The sequence below is a fragment of the Pedobacter paludisoli genome, assembly GCF_052344095.1.
In the GTDB taxonomy this organism is placed as follows: domain Bacteria; phylum Bacteroidota; class Bacteroidia; order Sphingobacteriales; family Sphingobacteriaceae; genus Pedobacter.
This window is the reverse complement of record NZ_CP179926.1, coordinates 2854900-2878474: the sequence shown is the minus strand read 5'-3', so window position 1 is coordinate 2878474 and position 23575 is coordinate 2854900. Positions and strand designations below refer to the sequence as shown.

Below are 23575 nucleotides of genomic sequence, written 5' to 3'. Positions count from 1 at the left end.
GAGAATTATTAATGTCATTATTTTACCTTAATTTGGTAAAAATTAAATGCTCCATGAATAACAATATCTCTTATCCCAAAGGTTCGGAATGGCGAAAGTGGGATCTACACATACACACACCCTATTCCTTAATACAGCATTTCAGTGGAAATGATATGGATGATAAGTGGGAAACTTTTATTTCTGACTTGGAATCTTTACCCGAAGAATTTCAAGTGATAGGTATAAACGACTACTTATTTATAGAAGGATACAAAAAGGTCTTGGAGTATAGGGCGGCTGGTCGACTCAAAAATATCAAAACGATACTACCCGTAGTTGAATTTAGAGTGAAAAAGTTTGCTGGTCATAAGGATTTCAAAAGAATTAATTTTCATGTAATTTTTTCTGATGAATTAAAACCTGAAATAATTGAAAGTCAGTTCTTGAATGGACTCAGTTCTAAATATCATCTCTCCCCTGGACATACAGGGATTAGTTGGAATGGCCTCATCACAAAGGATAGCTTAGTTGACCTTGGTGCCGCTATAAAGAAAAGTGTTACTACTGAGCAATTGCCAAACTACGGCAGTGACCTGGAAGAAGGATTTAACAACCTGAATTTAGATGAAGAAGATATTTTAAAACTTCTGAGAGAGAGTACATATCTAAAAGGTCATAGTTTAACGGCAATTGGGAAGACGGAATGGGAAAGCTTATCTTGGAACGATCAAAGTATAGCTGAAAAAAAAGATGTAATTAATAAGGTAGATTTTGTATTTATTTCATCTGAAACGGCGGCAGCATGTCATAATGCTAAAGCTAAATTGACTGAACAAGCTGTTAATAATTTACTATTGGACTGTAGTGATGCTCACTATAACTCCACAAATCTTACCCAAAAAGATAGATTGGGAAAATGTTTTACATGGATAAAGGCCGATCCAACCTTTAATGGTTTGAAACAGGTAATTCATGAACCACTCACGCGTGTATTAATCAGAGATGAGAAGCCCGATGCTAAAACCGACTACAATGTTATAGACAACATAAGATTTCTTGGCAATCAGGGTAATTATTTTTCTAATGAGCCAGTCGAACTAAATCCCAATTTAAACGTAATTATCGGGGGTAAATCCTCCGGAAAGTCTCTTTTGTTGTATCACATAGCCAAAACAATCGACCCCATTCAAGTATTAGAGAAACTTGGTGTCGTTGGTGAAAAAGAATATAATCTTCAAAGTAAGATAAATGATTTTGACTTCGAAGTTGTATGGAAGGATGGCCACACCAACAAACTTAGTGATGAACCCGACTCCCGAACCCGCCAGATAACGTACGTTCCGCAAATGTATATTAACCATCTTGCAGAACAAAAAGGAGAGAAAAAGCTTGCTGAGCTTTTGGACACTATTTTAATCCAGAATACTAATTTTAAAGAGTTCAAGGAGGAAGTTGCTAAAGAAATTCAAGAGATTAATCTTGAAATATCAAATAGCATAAACGAAATCTTTATTATAAAGGATAATTACCAGATTGCACAAAAGGAACTCAAAGAAATCGGTGATAAAGCCGCTATCGAAGCCAACATCTTAGCGATACAGAAAGAGATTAACGATCTGAAATCAAAATCTGGATTTACTCCCGAGGAGGATAGATTACTTGGTAAACTGGTAAGAAAAAAAGAAATTGCCACAAAAAATAAAGAAAGGGTTGAAAACTATAAAGAAAAGGTTTCTGAATATATAAGCATATTAGAATCACTTAAAGCTGAAGCAGTGAATGGTATTGATGCAAATGTTTCTTATTGGACAGATTTAGATGGAGATCATTATGCACAGAACTACCTCAATGAAAACCTAGCCGCTGATAAGCTAATTCTGAATACTGCGTTCGATAGCTTACTCCAGAAGTATAACCTAGTAAAAACAGATTTCGATGGCCTAATTAGCAAGAAATCGCAAGCAATAACGGACTTTGACATCAAATTAGCTCCTTTTAACGCAAAGATCAGCAATCAAGCTTTGTTAAAAACACTAAACCAAAAGTTGGAGCAAGACCAGGCTAAAATAAAGCAGATCGATGAAAAGCAAAAACAATTGCAAAAGATTGCTGACTCTGGCAAAATATTGAAAGGCACAATTTTAGCAGGCACTGGTAAATTGTTAGATGGTTACAACAAAATTCTTGCAGAAATTTCTAAACCTGCCCTTTCCGAAATTGGAAATGGACTTATCCTGAAGACTACCTTAGAATTAGATTTGCCTTCCTTTCAAAATGGTTTCTGCAATCTATTAGATGGAAGGTCAAATTTCAACGCAATATTTGGATCATGCTTTAATACTGCAAATGATTACGTCTACGATGAAGCTACACATGTTAAAAATATAGAGGTTATTTATGACAAAGTTTGGTCATCAGAAAAAAACAACATAAAGTTTAAATCAGGTTTTAGCTCTAAAGAGGCTATACTGCAACTACTAAAAGATAATTTTAAGTTCAGATATAATATCATTTATAATGGTGATGACATCCTCCAAATGTCACCTGGGAAAAGGGGATTGGTGCTTATGCAAATCATTTTACATTTGAGTAATGCCGAACATCCAATCCTAATCGATCAGCCAGAAGATAACTTGGACAATAGAACTATTTTTAATGACCTAAATGAATTTGTAAAAAGCAAAAAAATTCAACGCCAAATTTTACTGGTTACGCACAATGCGAATTTAGTTGTGTCAACGGATGCCGAACAGGTTATTGTTGCTAATCAGAATGGGCAGGACAAAGGAAAATCAAATGAAAAATTTCAATTTGAATATATTTCAGGGGCCTTAGAAAACACATTTAAAATATCGTCAAACCCTGGGATTTTGAAACAAATGGGTATCAGAGAACATGTTTGTGATATTTTGGAAGGTGGCGAAGCAGCTTTTCAGTATAGGGAAAAGAAATATGGATTTAAGTAAACAATCTGTCCTTATAAAGAATGTCAAAAATTAATATGGATATACTTAGCAACGCTGTTGAAGCAATACAAATTGGTCTAGAAGATTTTAAGAAAAAAGACCCTCGTCGAGCTCAATCCGCTCTACGAAATATATTTGCGGGGATATTGCTCCTTTTTAAGGAGAAACTTAGGAGAATCTCGCCAGTAGATAGTGATGAAGTATTGATCAAGCAAACCATCATGCCGAGCTTAGATGCTAGTGGCAAACTTTTTTTTCAGGGCAAAGGAAAGAAGACAGTTGATGTGCAACAAATAAAGGACAGATTTAGAGAATTTGATATTAAAGTCCAATGGACAGTTTTTGATGAGATCAACACACTGCGAAATAACATTGAGCACTACTATACAGACCTATCTCCATCTGTAGTAAATGAAGTGGTTTCTAAGTCTTTCAAAATAATCCGTGATTTTTGTATTGTATATCTTGAGGAAGAACCGTCTGAATTGTTTGGAACTGCTTCTTGGAATATATTTTTGGAAACTGACGAAATTTACGAAACTGAAAAGGCAGCTAGTTTGGATTCCCTAGCAAGGGTTGATTGGATTTTTGACACATTAAAGGGGGCTGTTCAGAACCTTCGATGCCCTGAATGTGAATCTGATCTTATACACGCGATGGAAATCAAAAAATACAAAACTGAAGAAGCATTTCCATTAATTTGCAAACAATGTCAAAATGAATTTGATCTTGAGGAAGTAATTGAAGAATGTGTAAAGGAAGAGCTTGCAGGTGCAGCTCATCTTGCCGGCATGGACGGAGGTGAAGATCCCTATACAGAATGTCCGGAGTGCTTTAAGTTCACTTATATTTATGACGAGGAATGCTGTATAAGTTGTGGGTATCAACAAGAAGAAAAAAACTGTGCAGTATGCGGAACTCCATTAGTTCTTGAAATGGCACATGATGGAGAATTATGCTCTTACCACAGATGGGTAATGGAAAAGTCAGATGACTAATATAAAATTTAGCTATTCGCTATTAATCATATGCAGTTTCAAAATAATTAAATCAAAAAAATTAGAATACAGTACATTTCATTCTTTCAACATGCCCATCAAAAGTTTCAGAGTAAATCTAGTAGTAGTTTATATGGCTAACCCAGTAAATTTTCAGTCTCCAATTCAAAGCATTATTACTAAACTCGCATGGCTTTACCGTTTGGATTATTCTATATCCGATGGTCGAGAGATATTTTCTGACCTGCCAAATGATAACCCATGCGATCTAATCTATTTGAAGGCAACTAGACATACGAGCATTTCTGCCAAGGATTTTCAACAACTTGTCAACCAGATGTTTTCGCAGGCAGCACTGTTTGGATGTGTCGATATTTTCTTTCAGCTACAGAAAAGCTTGAAAGATTACCCATTCCCAAGTGATTTCGTGCGACCGTTGAACTATCCATATTTAGAAATTTACGAAAACAGCCAGAAAAAGCTTTATATCGATCCCCAGGCTTTGGAGGATTTAGACTTGAATTCTAATAATACAATGGTGAATTAATCATGTCTTCATCTGTATTTTGATTTTGTAAATTAATGTGTTAAGTTAAATTTCATGGCAAAAGATATTTACCCACTAAAAATACAGACACCCAATCAGGGCTGGAAACAGTTCCTTATGGCAAGGGATGAAATGCTAGCAGCATACGACAGGGCGCGCGAGATGAGTCGTAAAAGAGCAGTACAGACCGAACACGGAAATGTTGCTGAAGCTGAATTTCGGAGATGGCTAACCAACTTTCTCCCAAAACGATATGGCGTTACTTCTGGCTACATTGTTTCACAGGGAATTCCTAACTGCGAGCACATGGTACATTATGATGTTATCATATATGATCAACTGGAATCACCCATTCTTTGGGTCGAAGGAAATCCAGACTCTTCAGAATCTGGATCAAGCGGAAAAGTTGGGGGGGAGTATTTTTTAGGCATAAATTTTCGATAGTCTAAATAAGAAAAACTTAATATCCCTAACGCCTCTTGAGGTTGCTCTAAAAGCTTTGATCTTTGCATTGAAAGATTCTGCAGAAGCATTCGTGGCTCTGTTAATAAAGAAGTTTAGGATATATAGGTAATGCGATTGAATTGACCTTGCAACAGTTCTAAAAGAATCAATTTCACAAGCTTCAACCTCATTATACCATATTGCCAATCTTTTAAAAGCCTGCTCTTTACTTTTACACAGTCTGAATATATCTCCCAATTTTTGGGCTATAGCATACGCCTTCTTTAATTTGGGGTACCTTTCGAAAAGTAGGTCTGCTCTAAGTTTCTGATTTGTAGTCCATTTTGAAGGATGCTTAAATAAAAGATATCTGCTGCGTGCGAGCAATTGCTTTAATGTATCTCCATTGGCTAATACCTCTGGTTGATAAGCAGTATTGTCCTTCTTTGCCTTGGCAATAGCCTCATTTTCTGCATCAATAGCCTCCCAACGATACTTTATCCTGACTTCCTGAACAGCATCATAGGCTAATTTTTGAACATGAAAACGGTCAATTACGCGATGCGCATTTATAAAGCATCGTTTTATGGCCAATTGCATGTTAGCGGCCATATCCATGGTTACTTCCTGTACGCGTTTTCTTAATCGCTCAGGAATCTTTGTCAATACCGTGATAATGTCTTGGGCAACTGTTCCTTTAATCATGGCTACAATAGCGCCTTTCCTGCCTTTAGCCTCTTTATTGGTTACAACAGTATAAAGTTCTCCATTGGATAAAGCTGTTTCATCAATACTGAGCCTGGAACTCACATTCTTTGTAAAAAGCATCCAATCATCGGCATGCGTCTTTTGATCCCAGCTTCCATAATCACTAATGTGTTCCTTATACTGCTCCTGAAGCTGTTTACCATCAATTTGGAAATAATGACCTAAATGATAACAGCTAATAGGATGATTATCCAAATATTCCTTTTAAAAAAAGACCGAATTCCGTAGTCATTCGAGCCCCTTTTCTTACTAGATCCCAATCTCTGCTAATAATATCACCAGTCTTTTTTACTGTCCATCTACGCCTTTTGATGCGTAAGCAAACTTTTTGCCCACGGATGGGAAAATCCTGAATGCCAACTTCTGGAAGAAATCCTTTTGATTCAAGTTCGGCTATTTGATAGCCCAAAGGTGCAATATTCTTCTCTTCCAGATAGATATGGAATTCTTTTAACTCTTTCTCTACTTTGAGTAGTTCGAAATAATCCAGAATACCTTCTGGTAATAAAAAACTGATAAGGGTTTGTTCGGCTTGTTTCAAGGAAATTTGTAATTAGTATTGACTACAAAAAAAAGAAATTATTCTATTCCCCCCAACTTTTCCGCTTGATCCCAGAATCTGGCAGGTCACTGGCCATTCCTGTTGAGTACGTATGTGGCGTAATCGAGGTAAAATCAGTGTTCAATAAAAAAGGTGTAAAACAGGCTGTTGAGCATCTGAGGAAATTAAGCCCCCTGATGGGCACTCCAAAGCCCTCAGTCCATGACTATAGGTTTTATCTGCCTAAAACGTTCTTCTGTGCCACTGTTTTTTTTGAATTGCACAAAAGCAATGAAAAGGATTTTGCTGCACTTGATGCTCCACAACTTTTGTACATGATCCTGAAATATTCTATTGTAACTACCTGAACCTTAATGAAAAAGGGCTGCTCTTTGTAGAACAACCCTCTGTGTTTTTAGGAATAAATCCCGTTAGTAGCCCGTAGGGGAATCGAACCCCTGTTTCCAGAATGAAAATCTGGCGTCCTAACCCCTAGACGAACGGGCCATTATTTAGAGAGTGTCTTTCAACTCTTTGGTAGCGGGGACACGACTCGAACGTGCGACCTTCGGGTTATGAGCCCGACGAGCTACCAACTGCTCCACCCCGCACTCTATTTTTATTTAATTTCTTCGTTTGAAGGAGTGCAAAGGTAATATTAATTTTTACAAATGCAAAATTTTAAACACTTTCTTTTTGAAATAATGCAGGGATAGTCTTCAAAATAATCCTTAAATCGTTCCTAATGCTGTGATTCTGAGCGTATACGTTGTCTAATAATAATCTTTCTTCTTCGCTCATTTCTTTTTTTCCGCGCTTCTCCACTTGCCATAAACCGGTAATCCCCGCAGGAGCCGCAAAACGAAGGACGTATTTATCGGTGGTTAATTTTTCTGCTTCATATAAAGGGAGTGGTCGGTTACCTACAATGCTCATGTCGCCAATAATAACGTTCCAAAGTTGAGGGAGCTCATCGATACTCGTGTTGCGAATAAAATTGCCCACTTTTGTTATGCGCGGATCGTTTTTAATTTTAAAGAAAGCGGCACCCGATGTAGAACTTTTCACGTGTTTAAAGTCTTTTTCGCACCATTGATTATTATCTGAATACAGTGGAAACTGACATTTTCCTTCGGGAGCACAATAGCTGCACAAACCTTCACGAATCTGCGTATCCATTTCAATGTTGTTCGCATCGAGGTCATATTGGTTTAAGTGCTTAAGATCTTTCACGCGTTGATCGGCGTTCACGTACATGGATCGGAATTTATAGAACTTAAAAACCTTAAAGCCCGCACCGGCTCTTAATGAATAATAAAAGGCAGGTCCTTTCGATTCTAATTTTATTAAAATATAGGTGATGATGAAAATTGGAGAAAGGAAAATAAGCGCCATGCTGGCAAAGACGATATCGAAACAGCGCTTGCCAAAATCTATTTTTTTTATTTGAGGGGTGTGCGTTGTAAGTTTCGCGGCTAAATGCTCCCAGTTTTCTAGTAAAAAGAAAACGCGCTTTTGTATGCGTTCGGGCTTTAAGGGAAATGTAAATACATCGGTTACGCCCGATGCTAAGGCAAGGCTGCGTAAATTGGCATTGAGTGTTTGTACCACCAGAAAAAAGGGAACATGGGGAAGTTGCTTACTTTTTAATTGCTCATTAAGCGTAAGTCCTCCCGGAGCCATAATTTCGCTGTTTGATACAACTGCAGCGATATTTAATTCGTCTTCTAACCAGCTATTTATCAATCTCGTGCCATTTTCAAAATATACCAGAGTATAATCCTTAAAATTGCAGGCATTAAATTCCGCACTAAAGTTGTCTTCGAAAGCAACCATAGCAATAATTTTGACTTGTGGAGAATGAGTTATTTCTTCCATATTAGTCACTTATTTTTCCGATACGTCTTAAAACAACCCGTATTCTGGCTTCTAATTCGGCCGGATTGAAGGGTTTTACAATAAAGTCATCTGCGCCAGCATTGAGGCATTTTATTCTTTTTTCTGTACTTTCTTCTCCTGAAAGAATGATAATAGGTACAGATTTGAAAAAGCCACTTGCTTTTGTTTGCTCAATTAAGCCTAGGCCATCAAGCTTAGGTGTATTGAGATCTGTTATAATTAAATCAGGAATAGAGCCATTTTGTAAAAATGTTAATGCATCCATTCCGTTAGATCGAACATTGATTTTGTAAGTGCCCGCAAGTACCTCTTCTAGTATTGCTTGCATAAAAACATCGTCCTCAACGATTAGTAGTTCTATTTGATAGGGTGCAGCAGATTTCATTGTGTTGAAGATAAGATAAATACTTTGAAAATATACGTAAAAACAAAGAAAACGGGTTTTTAGTTTGATGTTTTGTTGGCCAAAGGCTCATTGAGTTCATTTTCAGTTAATTGTTAGAAAGTATTTTTAATTTTTTATTTTTAAATGTAATAAGTTTTGTGTTAATCTTCTGGGATTTGTGAAATTTAATTGTCGGTTTATGGTTACCTCCGTGTATTTTGCTTTTTTCTGGCGGATTAATTTTTGATTAAGCATTAGCGATTGCTTTTTTTCTGAAGGAAGGAGTTTTTTTTTGAAACGATTAAATTTTTGTAGTACAAATATTACCTTTTTATTAAAAATTGATTCGCATGATTGGTTAACTAGTTTTTTTGTGTTTAATTAATTGAAACATGCAAGATTTTTTTCATAAATTCAACTCAAATTTTTTAGATGTTGCCATATAAATTAGGGCTTAATATCGAGTAAAAATTAAAAGATAAGCATCTCCTAAGAATTTGATAAAAGGTGTAGTGTTCCCTATTTGTATTTCTAAAGGTTGGTTATCGTAAAATTTATTTTATGTCTGTATCCCCGTTTCAATTTAGTAAAGAGCAATTAAATAGGCTATTCCCATTTTATATTTTATTAAACAGTGAGTTAATAATTACGGACTGTGGAAGTAGTTTGGCGCATCAAATTGATTGTATAGGACAGCAGCTTGAGGAATTATTTGTTATAGAGGTTCCGAAAATTAAATCACTCAACTTTAATGGGTTAAAAGAATTAAACACCGATTTTATCAGAATTCGTGTTAAAAGTATTACACAGGCAAATTTATCAGGAAATATAGAGGTTTTAGGAGATAGTGATCAAATTGTACTCTTGCTAAACAATTACAATAGCCAAAAACGCGAGACCGAGCCGGCTTTACTTGAGTTAGAGGGTATTGAAGACAGTGAAGATCAATTAAAAATTTTATCGCGTATAGCGGAAATAAATATCAATACCATCATTATCACCGATTGGGAGGATAAAATTACCTGGGTAAACAAAAGTTTTACCGAAATGACCGGTTATTCTTTTAAAGAAGTGATTGGTAAACGCCCTGAAGATTTGTTGCATGGGCCTGCTACGAGCAGAGAAACCCTCGATTATCTTAATCATCAAGTAGAAAACGGACAAGCATTTAATGCTGACATTTACAATTATGCCAAAAGTGGAAAGCCGTATTGGGCGCGAATAAAAGGACAACCTATTTATACCCAGCATGGCGAATTGATTGGCTTTTTTACCTTAATAGAAGATTTTACGAAGGAAAAAGAAGTACAAGAATTATTAGATGAATCTGAAAACAGGTTTAGAACTGCTCTTGAAAGAATTGGAAACGTATGGGAGCACGATTTACGAGCCGACAAAACATCTTTTTCGAAGAAAAATAAAGATTTTTGGGGTGAAATAGACGATGATACGGATGTTGAAGCACTGTGGTGGGCTTCCATTCATCCCGATGATTTACATCTTGTTTTGGCTAATTTTAGAGCTTACCGTAGCGGCGAAATTGATTCACATGCTTTTGAGTATCGATTTATATCGCCTAATGGCGAAACCAAATGGATTTTAGATCGGGGGTTGGTTACGGAGTATAATGAAGACAGTTTGCCCCTTCGTGTAGTAGGTACGCATACCGACATTACACAGATTAAGAAAACAGAACAAGAACTTGAGCAGCACGTAAAACAGTTTACAGCGTTGGCAGAGAATGTTCCAGGGGTAATTTATGAGTTTGAATATCGACCGGATGGAACAGATGGAATGCGTTATGTGAGTCCGGCCGTTGAACGTGAATTTGGGATTCCACAAGACGTATTATGGAATCGCAATTATATTGCGCCAATTGACTTAGAGCGTATTAATCAAAAACAAGAATACTCAAGAGATACGCTAAAGCCGTTTTATGATGAATGTGAATTTACTTTCCCTGGTAAAGAGCCGCGCTGGTATGCCGTCAATTCATCTTATTCGTATACCACAAATGATGGGTCGAAAGTTTTTACAGGATTTATAGCAGATATAACCGAGCGGAAAACCGTAGAGGAGTCGCTTCGAATAAACGAAGAGAAATATCGCAGCATTCTAGCCAACATGAATCTAGGAATGATAGAGTTGGATGATAAGGGAGATATTACCTACGCGAACAATAGTTTTTGCAACATGTGCGAGTATTCTATCTCTGAAATCATTGGCAAAAATGGCGTTGATATCTTTATTACGAAGGAAGAAGGGAGAGCTGATGCTTTGGAGCGGAGGTTAAAGCGGAAAATGGGGCTTTCCGAGGCCTATGAGTTGGAAATAGTGAACAAGCAAGGCGAAGCCAGATGGTGGTTAGTGAGTGGTGCACCTCGTTATACAGATAAAGGAGAATTTAGTGGCTCAATTGGTGTATTTTTAGATATTACCGATAAGAAAAATCAAGAGATGGAGCTAATTGCTGCCCGTGTGGAAGCGGAGCAGTTGGCACAATCGAAAGAAAGCTTTTTGGCTAATATGAGTCACGAAATTCGGACGCCGATGAATGCCATTATGAACATGGCGAATCAGCTTGCCAAAACAAAATTACAGCCCGAGCAAGAGTTTTATTTGGAGACAATTTTAAATGCCTCTAAAAACTTGTTAGTGATTATCAACGATGTGCTAGATTTATCTAAAATTGATGCAGGTAAGCTTACCATTGAAAACATTGGTTTTAATTTGGTTGAAGTTTTACAAAGTGCACTTCAGGTAATTGTGCATAAAGGAGAACAGAAAGGCTTGGATTTAGAGAATAATTTCTTTGATGAAAATGTTGCCGAGGTTTTAATTGGTGATCCTTTTCGTTTAAATCAAGTACTACTGAATTTAATGTCGAATGCAGTTAAATTTACCGATAAAGGTTCGGTTAGTTTGAATTGCTATGTATTAGAAGAAACCGAAGAAGCACAAACTATTCGCATTTCGGTAACAGATACGGGGATTGGTATGGACGAAAGTTTCACCAGCCAAATGTTTGATAAGTTTAGTCAGGAACACGATTCTGTGAGTAGAAAATATGGTGGAACGGGTTTGGGAATGAGTATTAGCAAGAATTTAGTTGAACAAATGGGCGGCGAAATTTTTGTGGAAAGTAAGAAAGGGGAGGGAAGTACCATTTCGTTTGTTATTCAGTTTGAAAAAGGAATTGGAGAAGATTTACCGGTTAAAAAGGTTGAAAAATTTGAAGAAGATTTCTTACAGGGTAAGAAAATTTTAGTAACCGATGACAATGAACTGAATCGCTTGGTGGCTTCGATGCTTTTACTAGATTATGGCGCTACGGTATTGGTGGCCGAGAATGGAGCCATCGCTATCGAAATGTTAGAAAGAGAGGATTTTGATTTAGTGTTAATGGATATTCAGATGCCCGTGATGGATGGCTATCTGGCAACAAAAGTAATTAGAGAGAAGGACGAAAAAATCCCTGTTATTGCTTTAACCGCTTCTGCTATTCAGGGCGAGCGTGAAAGGTGCTTAAATGCAGGTATGAATGATTATATTTCAAAACCAATTAACGAAACTGAATTTTTAAAAGTTATACATAAATGGTTATTGCTCACAGAAGTAACCGTTGTTAAGGAAGAAGATATGGGGATCGAAAATGAAAGAGACTTATATGATTTGTCATCGATACGGTTAATAAGTAAAGGGCGTGAAGATTTTGTAAAAAAGATGGTCGACATGTTCTGTGAGCAATTACCAAGCTTAGTAAAAGAAATGAGCGATGCCTTTCATGCAAATGATTTGACTCAAATGGGCGCGCTTGCGCATAAACTGAAATCGAGTATCGATCATTTAAATGTATTTCCACTTCAACGCGTAATCAGAAGTATTGAAACGTTTGGGCAGGAAAACATCGCAGACGCATCTTTACCGCAGTTAATAGCAGAAGTTGAAGAAGTTACGGAAAAGGTTGTTTCTTCATTAAAGGAAGAATTTTCAGGAGATTCAGTGGTTTAAGGAAGTATACTTATAAGGCTATTGTAAGCTGGCTATGGCTTGCTTAACGGCATTGTCGCTTTGATTGACCGATTTGTAATACCCTACATCTCCTAAATAATATCGACACAGCAGTGATTTTAGATCGCTTAGTATGATGTTTTTCGAAGCATTCAGCTGCATTCTGTCAATAGGAATATTTCGGTGCTGGATAAAGGACGTAAACTCTTTAAAATCATTTTCGGTAAGGCCGAAATTATTGATGTTTTGTTCAATAAAAGTAGCATTGTACCGGGTGGTAAGTACATTAAACACAAAATCAGAAAGTACTTTTTTGCTGATTAAACTGATGTAAAACTTGTTGTAACCTACCGTATCTAATTTTATAAAAATATCAGGCTGTATACCTCCTGCGGGTTTAATTCTGCGCGCTTCTGTTTGTGCTAAACGGTCGGGCGTAGCTGTTGTGTCGTTTGCGTTAGCGCCACCACTTCCCGTTAACTCTCCATCCGATAAGCGCTCGTCCAATTCATGTTTATAGGCCTCGTAGCCCTTTTTATAGGATTTTTGGATGCTTCTACCAGATGGGGTATAATAGCGGGCAATGGTTAAGTTAAGTGCAGATCCATCGCTAAAAGCAAATTGTTCTTGCACCAAGCCTTTTCCAAATGATCTGCGGCCAATAATAATTCCTCTACCTAAATCTTGTACAGCGCCGGCAACAATTTCACTCGCTGAAGCCGTATTTTCGTTAATTAAAATGACCAATTTACCTTGTTGAAAAGTACCCTTCCCAGTAGAAAAGTAGTCTGTACGAGGCTCGTGCTTGCCTTCAGTGTATACAATGAGCTTGTTTTCAGGTAAAAACTGATCTGCTAATCCCGTTGCAGAAGACAGGTACCCGCCTCCGTTGTCGCGTAAATCGAGGATTAGTTTCTTCATCCCTTTCGATTTTAATCCGGTAATCGTTTGAGCAAAGTCTTTATCGGTATTGGCGCCAAATTTACTAATGCGAACATAGGCCGTTTCAGGGTTGATCAGGTATGCCGCATCAATGCTGCTAATGTTAACTTTTCCCCGGGTTACCATGATGCGATTAGGCTGTGTACTTCCGCTGTGGAGCAAGACAACCGATACACCTGTTCCAGCTTTTCCTCTAAAGCGACCGATTAATTGCTCTTTTGGTAGATTTCGGCCACTTACCGTTGCGGTGTCAATTTTTAAGATTTTGTCGCCTATTTTGATCCCTGCCTGATACGCAGGGCCGTCTTTAACTACGCCTGTAACCATCATGCTATCATTGAGCATGTAATATTCAACACCCACGCCTTCAAAATTTCCTTCCAAAGAATTGCTCAGATCTTCTGCGTCAGCAGGAGGAAGGTACACGCTATGCGGATCTAATTGATGTAAAACACTGTCAATTGATAGATTTTCCAGCGAATCCGTATTAATTTCATCAACATAATTTCGGTTGATGATATGCAAAATTTCGTCTATTTTTTCGGGTGAGCGGACAGCCAGTTTAGGATTCTTTTGAACGCCATAGCCTTGATCTTTTATGAATTTAATACCCAAAAACATACCACCAATTAAAACAATGGAATAAGTGGTTGCAATAAGGAAATTATATCGAGTATTCTTTTTCATAGAAGGCCTTGCAAATTTATGAAAATTAGCTGGTTAATAAACTCAATTAACTTCTAAATTGTATATTTTGTTCTGTCTAATTAACAAAAAATTAACAGACAAGCGGGGCAGAGAAAAAAAATGTCTTGCATTTTTGAATTTTTCCGAATGTATTTAGAAAGAATTTACCGATTTTTATCAAAAATATAGATATGAACAGAGTTACCGAGCAGGAGTCTAGCTATCACGACATTGATAAAATGTCGGTTATGGAAGTTTTGCAGGGCATTAATAACGAAGATAAAACTGTTGCTTTTGCCGTTGAGAAAGCATTGCCTCAAATAGAAAAATTAACATCGGCTGTTGCCGAAAGAATGAAAAAGGGCGGCCGTCTTTTTTATATTGGAGCGGGAACGAGTGGCCGATTGGGCGTGGTGGATGCATCAGAATGCCCGCCAACCTACGGGGTGCCTTTTGATTGGGTGGTTGGAATCATTGCCGGCGGCGATACAGCTATCAGAAAAGCAGTAGAGTTTGCCGAAGATGATGCGGAGCAAGCCTGGAAAGATTTATCAGAATTTACTATTAATGAAAAGGATTGTCTAGTGGGTTTGGCTGCATCTGGAACAACTCCGTATGTAATTGGTGGATTAAATATGGCCCGTAAACAGGGTGTTTTAACTGGTTGTATCGTGTGTAACACCGGTAGCCCCATTGCTGCTGAGTCTGATTTTCCGGTTGAGGTGGTGGTGGGCCCCGAGTTTGTAACGGGTTCAACACGTATGAAATCGGGTACGGCTCAAAAATTGGTGCTCAATATGTTAAGTACAACCGTAATGGTGCAATTAGGACGCGTAGTTGGGAATAAAATGGTCGATATGCAATTAACTAATCACAAATTAGTAGACCGAGGAACTCTGATGGTTGCTGATGAATTAAACATTGGTTACGAAGAAGCTTCAGATTTATTAAACCAATACGGTAGTGTTCGCAAGGCTGTTGAAGCAAAACAAAAACAAATGCACTAGTTTGGAGGTTTGGAGTTTAAAAAGCATTCTTTCTGAAACTACAATTTAAGCGAGCAACATGCACGAGATAGAGCCATATTACCAATGGAGAGATGATTACATTTCTGCCGAAGACGAACGCTCCCCCTTTTTCAATACCGAATACTCTGAAATTTATTTCGATAAGCAAATTTATAATTTCTTATTGCATCCGCAGTGGGATGAATTTGGTTCAAATACACTTTATTTGAAGGTTTTGTTTGTCGATTACGACCGATCGTATGCCATCATTGAATTTATTGGTGAGTGGAACGATGCTATTAACAATGATATCATGATGTTAAAACGCGATGTGTTAGAACTGATGATGGATGAGGGCATTAACAAGTTTATCCTAATTGGCGAGAACGTATTGAACTTTCATGCCTCTGATGATAGTTATTACGAAGAGTGGTTTCAAGAGGTAGATGAAGGCTGGATAGTGGGCGTTAATTTTAGAGATCATGTGATTCGTGAGTTCTCGGCGAATAATATTGATTATTACATTAATTTTGGGGGTGAGTTTGATGAAATGCCATGGCGAACCCTCAAACCCCTTCAATTTTATAAAAAAGTTGAAGAACTGCTGACCAAAAGATTGAATTAATTACCTAAATTTATATTTTTATAAATACAATATTATAATAATAACGCATTTAAAAATGGAACAACAAAATTATCAATATCAAGACAACAGCGTTTTTGTTCAAGAAAAATCTGTTTCTAAAAAATTCTTCGCAAACGTATTCTTATTAATGTTTGTGGCTTTAACAGTATCAAGTGTTGCTGCTTATTTATTTGGAACAAACTTGGAGTTGATGAAATATTTGATTAGCGAGAACCCAACCACTGGAAAAGCCAGTATGTCAATTTTAGGTTGGGTAGCCATGTTAGGGCCACTTGGGTTAGTACTTTTACTAAATTTCGGATTAAGTAAACTTTCTTATCCGGCATTATTAGGTGTTTTTGTTTTGTACTCGGTATTAACCGGTATTAGCTTAAGCTTCATTTTAATGGCTTATACTGCATCATCGGTAGTAAGCTGTTTTGCTGCAGCAGCAGGTATCTTCGGTATTATGGCTTTTATGGGCTACACTACAAATATCGATTTAAGCAAATTCGGACCAATTTTAATGGTTGGGGTAGTAGGCTTAATTATTGCTTCTGTAGTGAACATGTTTATTCAAAGCGAGCAATTTAGCTTAGTGATGGCGTTTATTGGAATTGCGATATTTACTGCTTTAACCGCCTACGATGTTCAAAAAATTAAACGTATTGGTGAAGGTTTAGAAATGAGGGGAGATGAAGTTTTGCATGTGGATGCTAAGAAAACTGCTATTGTAGCCGCTTTATCTTTATACCTAGATTTTATCAATATATTCTTGTTTTTGTTACGCATTTTCGGAAGCCGAAAATAATAAGGAAACAAAATTCTATATCGAAGGCCATGCAGATTTGCGTGGCCTTTGTAATTTTATTCCGTTTCTTGCCTGATTTTTTGGAATTTATATCGAATTGTTGCACTTTTGTACGCTTATTAAGAAAGACGGAGGGATTAGACCCAAAGAAGTCTTAGCAACCTGTGCCAACAAGGTGCTAAATTCTATTCCGAAACACTCGGGAAAAGATAAGTTTAGGATTACAATCATGTGCCTGCTTTTTTGAATAAGCCAATTTTTAAGATGTGAGATGTATGTAAAGCACTGTGGTGTTTTGGGTAAGCTTGTATCTACTAGTAACAAACAATGAGCATTAGAGAAGAATTAGAAAAACGTATTTTGGTAATTGATGGTGCAATGGGTACCATGATTCAACGCTATACTTTAGAGGAAGAAGATTTTAGAGGGGAGCGGTTTAAGAATCACCCTTGCGAGGTTAAAGGCAATAACGATTTATTGAACATTACCCGTCCGGATATTATCAAAGCCATCCATTTAGAGTACCTTCAATCAGGGGCCGATATCATCGAAACCAATACTTTTAGTACGCAGCGTATTTCCATGGCCGATTACCAAATGGAAGACTTGAGCTATGAGTTGAGTTTTGAAGGCGCGCGTATTGCAAAAGAAGCGACTACTGAATTTATGGCGGCAAATCCGGAGCGCGTGTGTTTCGTAGCAGGCGCCATTGGACCAACCAATCGTACGTTATCTTTATCACCTAATGTGAATGATCCGGGATACCGTGCCATTACGTTCGATGAGCTGGTAGAAGCCTATTATGAGCAAGTGCGCGGCTTGGTTGATGGTGGATCGGATATACTTTTAATCGAAACAATTTTCGATACTTTAAATGCAAAAGCGGCAATTTTTGCCATCAAAAAATACGATGAGGTAACGGGTAAGAAAATGGAAATCATGATTTCCGGAACCATTACCGATGCCTCAGGGAGAACCTTATCTGGTCAAACAGCAGAAGCCTTTTTAAATTCGGTAATTCATGCAAAACCGTTAAGTATTGGTTTTAACTGCGCTTTGGGGGCGAAAGATATGCGTCCGCACATTGAAGAGTTAGCAGAGAAAGCGGGCTGCTATGTTTCTGCTTATCCGAATGCAGGTTTACCGAATGAATTTGGTGCGTACGATGAGCAGCCTCATGAAACGGCTCATTTAGTAGACGATTTTATTCACTCAGGCTTTGTTAACATTGTAGGTGGATGCTGCGGCACTACACCTGATCATATTGGCTGTATCGCGAAAAAAGCAAGTAAAGGTACACCGCGTAAAATACCTACTTTGGCGCCATACATGCGTTTAAGTGGTTTAGAACCTGTAACCATTACACCCGAAAGCATTTTCGTAAATGTTGGTGAACGAACCAATATTACTGGATCTCCAAAATTCTCGAAGTTAATTTTAAGCGGCGATTATGAAACGGCATTGGCAGTAGCACGCCAGCAGGTTGAAGGTGGAGCGCAAATCATTGATGTAAACATGGATGAAGGGATGCTCGATTCGGAAGCGGCAATGACTAAATTTTTAAATTTAATTGCTTCAGAGCCTGATATCGCAAAATTGCCGATCATGGTCGATTCATCGAAATGGAGTGTAATCGAGTGTGGGTTGAAATGCTTGCAAGGGAAAGGTATTGTAAATTCCATCTCGCTAAAAGAAGGTGAAGAGAAATTTATCGAAAGTGCCACCAAAATTATGGCCTATGGAGCGGCGGTAGTGGTAATGGCTTTTGACGAAAATGGTCAGGCCGATAACTATGAGCGTCGTATCGAAATATGTAAAAGAAGTTACGATATTTTGGTTGATCAAGTAGGTTTTCCTGCAGAAGACATCATTTTTGATCCAAATATTTTAACCGTAGCAACGGGATTAGAAGAGCATAACAACTATGCCGTCGATTTTATAAATGCTACCCGTTGGATTAAAGAAAATTTACCCCATGCGAAAGTAAGTGGAGGGGTTTCTAATATTTCATTCTCGTTTAGAGGAAATAATACCGTTCGTGAAGCGATGCATTCTGCATTTTTATACCATGCCATCCAGGCTGGCTTGGATATGGGGATTGTAAATGCTGGTATGCTGGAAGTGTATCAGGAAATTCCCCCTGAATTATTAGAGCGCGTGGAAGATGTTCTTTTAAACAGAAGAGAGGATGCTACTGAGCGATTGGTAGAGTTTGCCGAAACAGTTAAATCGAAAGGCAAAGAAATTGTAAAGGATGAAGAGTGGCGTAAAGGCTCTGTTGAGGAACGTTTATCGCATTCGCTCGTAAAAGGTTTAGTGGAGTATTTGGATGACGATGTGGAAGAAGCGCGTCAGAAATATGCACGTCCAATTGAGGTGATTGAAGGCCCATTAATGGATGGAATGAATATCGTGGGTGATTTATTTGGCGCAGGTAAAATGTTTCTTCCTCAGGTAGTGAAATCGGCTAGGGTAATGAAAAAGGCTGTGGCTTATTTATTGCCTTTCATTGAGCAAGAAAAGTTAGATAACCCAGATCAAAATCAAAGTTCTTCGGCCGGTAAGATTTTATTAGCTACCGTAAAAGGCGATGTACACGACATTGGTAAAAACATTGTGGGTGTTGTGTTAGCGTGTAACAACTTTGAAGTGGTTGATATGGGCGTAATGGTTCCAGCACAAGAAATTATTAAAAAAGCCAAAGAAATTAATGCCGATATTATTGGTTTAAGCGGCTTAATCACGCCCTCACTAGATGAGATGGTACATTTCGCGAAAGAAATGGAGCGTGAAGGATTTACCATTCCCTTAATTGTGGGTGGTGCAACAACTTCGAGAATACATGCTGCGGTAAAAATTGCCCCCAATTATTCAGGTGCGGCTATTCACGTATTAGATGCTTCTAGAAGTGTAACGGTTTGTAGTACCCTGATGAACAATGAAACGCGCGATACGTACATCAGCCAAATAAAAGAAGAATATACTAAAGCACGCGAAGCGCATTTAAACAAACGTTCTGATAAACGTTTTAAAACACTTGAGGAAGCACGCGCAAATAAATATAAAATCGATTTTGAAGAAAATCTGCCTGTACCTACCTTTTTAGGGACTAAAGTGTTTGAGGATTACGCATTAGAAGAGTTAATTCCGTATATCGATTGGACGCCGTTTTTCCATACCTGGGAACTTCGCGGAAGCTATCCGAAAATCTTTGAAGATAAAATTGTTGGCGATGAAGCAAAAAAACTTTTCGAGGATGGCCAGGTATTGCTAAAACGTATTCTGGATGAGAAACTGTTTACAGCCAAAGGAGTTGTTGGTTTTTGGCCGGCGAATGCTGTTGCTGACGATATTGAACTAAATCTAAACGGATTGGCTAACGAAGCTGGATTACCAGCGGATGTAAAGATTCATACCTTGCGCCAACAGGCAGAAAAGGTAGACGGCCAACCGTATTACGCTTTATCAGATTTCATTGCACCAAAGGAAAGTGGTATTCAGGATTATTTTGGTGGATTTGCCGTAACTACCGGACACGGCGTTGATGAATTAGTGGCCGAATTTGAAGCTAATTTTGATGATTACAACAGCATCATGGCCAAAGCATTAGCCGATCGTTTAGCGGAAGCTTTTGCCGAACGCATGCACGAGCGTGTACGTAAAGAATTTTGGGCCTATTCAAAAGAAGAGAATTTTAGCAATCAGGAATTGATTAAAGAAGCCTATGCGGGTATTCGTCCTGCACCAGGTTATCCTGCCTGTCCGGAACACACCGAAAAAGGCACCTTGTTTCAATTATTAGATGCAGAAAATAAAATAGGATTACGCCTAACCGAAAGTTATGCCATGTATCCAACAGCTGCTGTAAGTGGATTTTATTTTGCCCATCCACAATCGAAATATTTTGGTCTTGGTAAAATCACAAAAGATCAGATAGAAGATTATGCGGCTCGTAAAAACATGTCTATCGAAGAAGTAGAACGTTGGTTGAGCCCGAATTTGGCTTATTAGGTTTTTGGGTGGTTAGTTGATTGGTTGTTTAGAGAAAAAAATAGTTAAATGGCATATCAAAAATATACGGAGCTGGAGGTTTGGAAAGAGGCAAGAGTATTTGCATCCTATATTTATAAGCTGAGTGCTACATTCCCAAACGAAGAAATATATGGCTTAACCGCCCAAATTAGGCGATGTGCGGTTTCTGTACCATCCAATATAGCAGAAGGCTTGGGACGACAACATGTAAAAGAGGCAGTTCAATTTTTGGCTATTGCTAGGGGCTCCTTATATGAACTAGAAACGCAGATATACATTTCATTTGATATTGGTTATATTTCAGAAATTCAATTGAAAGAAAGTATTTCCCAAATTGAAGTTGTAGGGAAGCTGATTAACGGATATAGAAGATATTTAAATAAAGAATAAAAAAAGAGATTAATTTTTGGAGGTGATTCGGTGCAATTTATAGGCTATTTAGGCCAAAAAACCAACTAACGAACCAACTAACGAACCAACCAACCCATGAAAATAACAGAACACATCAAAAATGCGAAGGGTAAACCCTTATTTTCGTTCGAACTTTTGCCACCCATTAAAGGTCAAAGTATTCAATGGATTTACGATGCTATTGATCCTTTATTAGAGTTTAATCCTCCGTTTATTGATGTAACCTCATTAAGGGAAGATTATATTTACAAGGAACAAGCAAACGGTTTGTTGCAAAAAGTATCGTACAGAAAACGTCCCGGAACCATTGCTATTTGTGCGGCAATTATTCATAAATATAAAATTGATGCCGTACCGCATTTAATTTGTGGTGGTTTTACCAAAGAAGAAACTGAAAATGCCTTAATTGATTTACAATTTTTAGGCATTGATAATGTATTGGCTTTGCGGGGGGATGCGCGTGCTGCCGATTCTTCTTTTGTTCCAACCAAGGGTGGACACACCTATGCAACTGATTTGATTCAACACATCAAGAATCACAACGAAGGGAAGTTTCTACACGAAGATATCGATACATTCAAAAGCGATTTTTGTATTGGAGTGGCCGGTTATCCTGAAAAGCATTTTGAGGCACCGAACTTAAATACCGATTTCAAATATTTAAAGAAGAAAGTGGATATGGGTGCCGAATTTATTGTTACCCAGATGTTTTTTGATAATCAGAAGTATTTCGATTTTGTAAAAAAATGCCGCGAGAACGATATTCACGTGCCTATTATTCCTGGATTAAAGCCAATTAGCACATTAACCCAGCTAAATGTATTGCCAAAGATTTTTCACATCGATTTACCTGAAGAATTAACAGATGCGTTATCGCATGCAAAAAACAATGCCGAAGCAAAGGAAATTGGCACCGCTGCTATGATTAAGCAGTGTAAAGAATTGATGGACTTTGGCGTGCCCGTATTGCATTTTTATACCATGGGGCGCCCAGAGCAAACCAAACAAATTGCAAGAGCAATTTTTTAAGTTTACCCATTAACCTATAAGGTTTTTAAAACCTTATAGGTTTCAATTGCTGGTTTAATGATTTCCAAGTCAATCTACTACTATGAGCCACTTAAAAAACGACCAACAAATCCTTCCCGAAATCCTTGATTTAATAAAAAAACACGGATTGAATTACCTCGATTCGCTTTCTCAACGACCAACTTCTAGTCAAAATGTAATTGCTTTAAACGATACACTTAGCAATGAGGGTATTGGTGCAGTAGCGGCATTTGAGCAGTTTAACCAACGTTTTGAGGACGTAATGGTTGCTTCATCAGGGCCTCGTTTTTGGGGCTTCGTAACTGGAGGAACAACGCCTGCGGCCATTGCTGGCGATTGGTTAGCAGCCATTTATGATCAAAATACACAAGGCATAAAAGGACATGGCGATGTTTCTGCGCAAATTGAGTTAGAAACATTGTATCTATTGCGGTCGCTTTTAAATTTACCGAATGATTTTTCGGGAGGATTTGTAACCGGTGCTACGCTCTCAAATTTTTCATGTCTGGCTATTGCACGTCAATGGATTGGGCATCAACAGGGGAAAGATTTCGCTCGCGAAGGCCTTTCAGGCGTAATTCCTGTTTTATCTGCAACGCCACATTCATCTTCCGTTAAATCATTAGCCATGCTCGGTATAGGAAGTAATAATGTTATTCAGGTAGCCGTAAAAGATGGAAATAGAGAAGCCATTGATACGACTGAGTTAGAAGCTAAAATTAAATCGCTAGCGGGTCAACCTTTTATTTTGATATCGAGTGCTGGAACGGTGAATACGGTTGATTATGATGATTTTATCGCCATTCAGGCATTAAGAAAAAAATACACTTTTTGGTGGCATATTGATGCTGCTTTTGGTGGTTTTGCGGCGTGTTCGCCTAGATATAAACACTTGGTTGAGGGCTGGGAACAGGCCGATAGCATAACGGTTGATTGCCATAAATGGTTGAATGTTCCATATGAAAGTGCCGTTTTTTTTGTGAAAGAAAAACACCAAAGCTTGCAAGTTGAAACCTTTCAAAATTCAAATGCTCCCTACCTAGGCAATTTGGCTGATAATTTTAGCTTCTTAAATCTGTTGCCCGAAAATTCAAGAAGATTAAAAGCTTTACCTGCTTGGTTTTCATTGAACGCGTATGGAAAAGAGGGGTACTGTGAATTGGTTGAACGAAATGTTGCTTTAGCCCAAGAACTTTCCGATTTTATTTTAAATGACCCAAATTTTGAATTGTTAGCACCAACCCGATTAAACAACGTTTGTTTTTCATTGGTGAAGGTGGAGCAGGTAACGGACTTTTTATTGAAATTAAACGATACAGGAAAAGTATTTATGACGCCGAGTTTTTACAATGGTAAAAAGGGAATTCGGGCTTCTTTTGTGAATTGGAGAACTACCTCTGATGATGTACAGTTGGTCATTACCGAGATGAAGAAGTTGCTTGCTTAACTTTGTTTTTTTAAGATAAGGT

The 23575-nt window shown here is 37.9% G+C and carries 17 protein-coding genes, 2 tRNA genes and 1 riboswitch; of the genes, 12 read left to right on the top strand and 7 right to left on the bottom strand.

Annotated features, from left to right (window positions below; all coding sequences use genetic code 11):
- Positions 1-53 precede the first annotated feature (53 nt).
- The 4 genes from ACJVDK_RS11670 to ACJVDK_RS11655 all read left to right on the top strand — a co-directional run bounded on the left by ACJVDK_RS11670 (position 54) and on the right by ACJVDK_RS11655 (position 4937).
- On the top strand, positions 54-2948 hold the full coding sequence (locus ACJVDK_RS11670; RefSeq protein WP_443936840.1) for a TrlF family AAA-like ATPase: 2895 nt from the start codon (positions 54-56) through the stop codon (positions 2946-2948).
- 20 nt (positions 2949-2968) lie between these two features.
- Entirely contained in the window at positions 2969-3946 is a 978-nt protein-coding gene (locus ACJVDK_RS11665; protein WP_443936839.1) for a hypothetical protein, read from the top strand.
- Positions 3947-4079: 133 nt separating this feature from the next.
- A complete protein-coding gene (locus ACJVDK_RS11660) occupies positions 4080-4493 on the top strand; it encodes a hypothetical protein (protein ID WP_443936838.1) in 414 nt (137 codons plus the stop codon).
- A gap of 54 nt (positions 4494-4547) precedes the next feature.
- Positions 4548-4937, top strand: coding sequence for a DUF6602 domain-containing protein (locus tag ACJVDK_RS11655; protein ID WP_443936837.1), 390 nt, complete (start codon positions 4548-4550; stop codon positions 4935-4937).
- Here ACJVDK_RS11655 and ACJVDK_RS11650 read toward each other — a convergent pair.
- The 6 genes from ACJVDK_RS11650 to ACJVDK_RS11625 form a co-directional block, all read right to left on the bottom strand.
- Positions 4917-5900 (bottom strand): ISAon1 family transposase, encoded by a 984-nt coding sequence (locus ACJVDK_RS11650; RefSeq protein ID WP_443936583.1) that lies wholly within the window; start codon positions 5898-5900, stop codon positions 4917-4919. The genes ACJVDK_RS11655 and ACJVDK_RS11650 overlap by 21 nt on opposite strands.
- Entirely contained in the window at positions 5893-6246 is a 354-nt protein-coding gene (locus ACJVDK_RS11645) for an ISAon1 family transposase N-terminal region protein (protein ID WP_443936584.1), read from the bottom strand. Before ACJVDK_RS11645 ends, ACJVDK_RS11650 begins: the two co-directional genes overlap by 8 nt.
- A gap of 435 nt (positions 6247-6681) precedes the next feature.
- A tRNA-Glu gene (locus ACJVDK_RS11640) sits at positions 6682-6753 on the bottom strand.
- Positions 6754-6781: 28 nt separating this feature from the next.
- A tRNA-Met gene (locus ACJVDK_RS11635) sits at positions 6782-6857 on the bottom strand.
- Positions 6858-6927: 70 nt separating this feature from the next.
- Positions 6928-8124: a sugar transferase gene (locus ACJVDK_RS11630; RefSeq protein WP_443936836.1), complete on the bottom strand. Its 1197-nt coding sequence runs from the start codon at positions 8122-8124 to the stop codon at positions 6928-6930.
- Between the two features lies 1 nt (position 8125).
- Positions 8126-8530, bottom strand: a complete 405-nt coding sequence (locus ACJVDK_RS11625; protein ID WP_443936835.1) for a response regulator transcription factor — start codon at positions 8528-8530, stop codon at positions 8126-8128.
- Between the two features lie 561 nt (positions 8531-9091).
- Here ACJVDK_RS11625 and ACJVDK_RS11620 point away from each other — a divergent pair.
- Positions 9092-12541 (top strand): PAS domain S-box protein, encoded by a 3450-nt coding sequence (locus tag ACJVDK_RS11620; RefSeq protein WP_443936834.1) that lies wholly within the window; start codon positions 9092-9094, stop codon positions 12539-12541.
- 18 nt (positions 12542-12559) lie between these two features.
- Here the strand turns inward: ACJVDK_RS11620 and ACJVDK_RS11615 are convergent, their stop codons facing one another.
- Positions 12560-14170, bottom strand: coding sequence for a S41 family peptidase (locus ACJVDK_RS11615; RefSeq protein ID WP_443936833.1), 1611 nt, complete (start codon positions 14168-14170; stop codon positions 12560-12562).
- A 191-nt stretch (positions 14171-14361) separates the two neighbouring features.
- Between ACJVDK_RS11615 and murQ the strand changes: the two genes are divergently transcribed.
- The 7 genes from murQ (at position 14362) to ACJVDK_RS11580 (ending at position 23553) form a co-directional block, all read left to right on the top strand.
- Entirely contained in the window at positions 14362-15177 is an 816-nt protein-coding gene (murQ, locus tag ACJVDK_RS11610; RefSeq protein ID WP_443936832.1) for an N-acetylmuramic acid 6-phosphate etherase, read from the top strand.
- Between the two features lie 58 nt (positions 15178-15235).
- The gene (locus tag ACJVDK_RS11605) at positions 15236-15802 is read left to right on the top strand and encodes a hypothetical protein (RefSeq protein ID WP_443936831.1); all 567 of its coding nucleotides are present in this window, start codon (positions 15236-15238) and stop codon (positions 15800-15802) included.
- Between the two features lie 55 nt (positions 15803-15857).
- Positions 15858-16613, top strand: coding sequence for a Bax inhibitor-1/YccA family protein (locus tag ACJVDK_RS11600; protein WP_443936830.1), 756 nt, complete (start codon positions 15858-15860; stop codon positions 16611-16613).
- A 113-nt stretch (positions 16614-16726) separates the two neighbouring features.
- Positions 16727-16829, top strand: a riboswitch (SAM riboswitch).
- 111 nt (positions 16830-16940) lie between these two features.
- On the top strand, positions 16941-20624 hold the full coding sequence (metH, locus tag ACJVDK_RS11595; protein ID WP_443936829.1) for a methionine synthase: 3684 nt from the start codon (positions 16941-16943) through the stop codon (positions 20622-20624).
- Between the two features lie 48 nt (positions 20625-20672).
- A complete protein-coding gene (locus ACJVDK_RS11590) occupies positions 20673-21035 on the top strand; it encodes a four helix bundle protein (RefSeq protein WP_443936828.1) in 363 nt (120 codons plus the stop codon).
- A gap of 96 nt (positions 21036-21131) precedes the next feature.
- On the top strand, positions 21132-22085 hold the full coding sequence (gene metF, locus ACJVDK_RS11585; RefSeq protein ID WP_443936827.1) for a methylenetetrahydrofolate reductase [NAD(P)H]: 954 nt from the start codon (positions 21132-21134) through the stop codon (positions 22083-22085).
- Between the two features lie 82 nt (positions 22086-22167).
- A complete protein-coding gene (locus ACJVDK_RS11580; RefSeq protein WP_443936826.1) occupies positions 22168-23553 on the top strand; it encodes a pyridoxal phosphate-dependent decarboxylase family protein in 1386 nt (461 codons plus the stop codon).
- Positions 23554-23575: the final 22 nt, after the last annotated feature.

Coding starts and splice junctions, on each gene's coding strand:
- ACJVDK_RS11670 (WP_443936840.1), top strand. CDS start 54: ATGAATAACAATATCTCTTATCCCAAAGGTTCGGAATGGCGAAAGTGG.
- ACJVDK_RS11665 (WP_443936839.1), top strand. CDS start 2,969: ATGTCAAAAATTAATATGGATATACTTAGCAACGCTGTTGAAGCAATA.
- ACJVDK_RS11660 (WP_443936838.1), top strand. CDS start 4,080: ATGGCTAACCCAGTAAATTTTCAGTCTCCAATTCAAAGCATTATTACT.
- ACJVDK_RS11655 (WP_443936837.1), top strand. CDS start 4,548: ATGGCAAAAGATATTTACCCACTAAAAATACAGACACCCAATCAGGGC.
- ACJVDK_RS11630 (WP_443936836.1), bottom strand. CDS start 8,124: ATGGAAGAAATAACTCATTCTCCACAAGTCAAAATTATTGCTATGGTT.
- ACJVDK_RS11625 (WP_443936835.1), bottom strand. CDS start 8,530: ATGAAATCTGCTGCACCCTATCAAATAGAACTACTAATCGTTGAGGAC.
- ACJVDK_RS11620 (WP_443936834.1), top strand. CDS start 9,092: ATGTCTGTATCCCCGTTTCAATTTAGTAAAGAGCAATTAAATAGGCTA.
- ACJVDK_RS11615 (WP_443936833.1), bottom strand. CDS start 14,170: ATGAAAAAGAATACTCGATATAATTTCCTTATTGCAACCACTTATTCC.
- murQ (WP_443936832.1), top strand. CDS start 14,362: ATGAACAGAGTTACCGAGCAGGAGTCTAGCTATCACGACATTGATAAA.
- ACJVDK_RS11605 (WP_443936831.1), top strand. CDS start 15,236: ATGCACGAGATAGAGCCATATTACCAATGGAGAGATGATTACATTTCT.
- ACJVDK_RS11600 (WP_443936830.1), top strand. CDS start 15,858: ATGGAACAACAAAATTATCAATATCAAGACAACAGCGTTTTTGTTCAA.
- metH (WP_443936829.1), top strand. CDS start 16,941: ATGAGCATTAGAGAAGAATTAGAAAAACGTATTTTGGTAATTGATGGT.
- ACJVDK_RS11590 (WP_443936828.1), top strand. CDS start 20,673: ATGGCATATCAAAAATATACGGAGCTGGAGGTTTGGAAAGAGGCAAGA.
- metF (WP_443936827.1), top strand. CDS start 21,132: ATGAAAATAACAGAACACATCAAAAATGCGAAGGGTAAACCCTTATTT.
- ACJVDK_RS11580 (WP_443936826.1), top strand. CDS start 22,168: ATGAGCCACTTAAAAAACGACCAACAAATCCTTCCCGAAATCCTTGAT.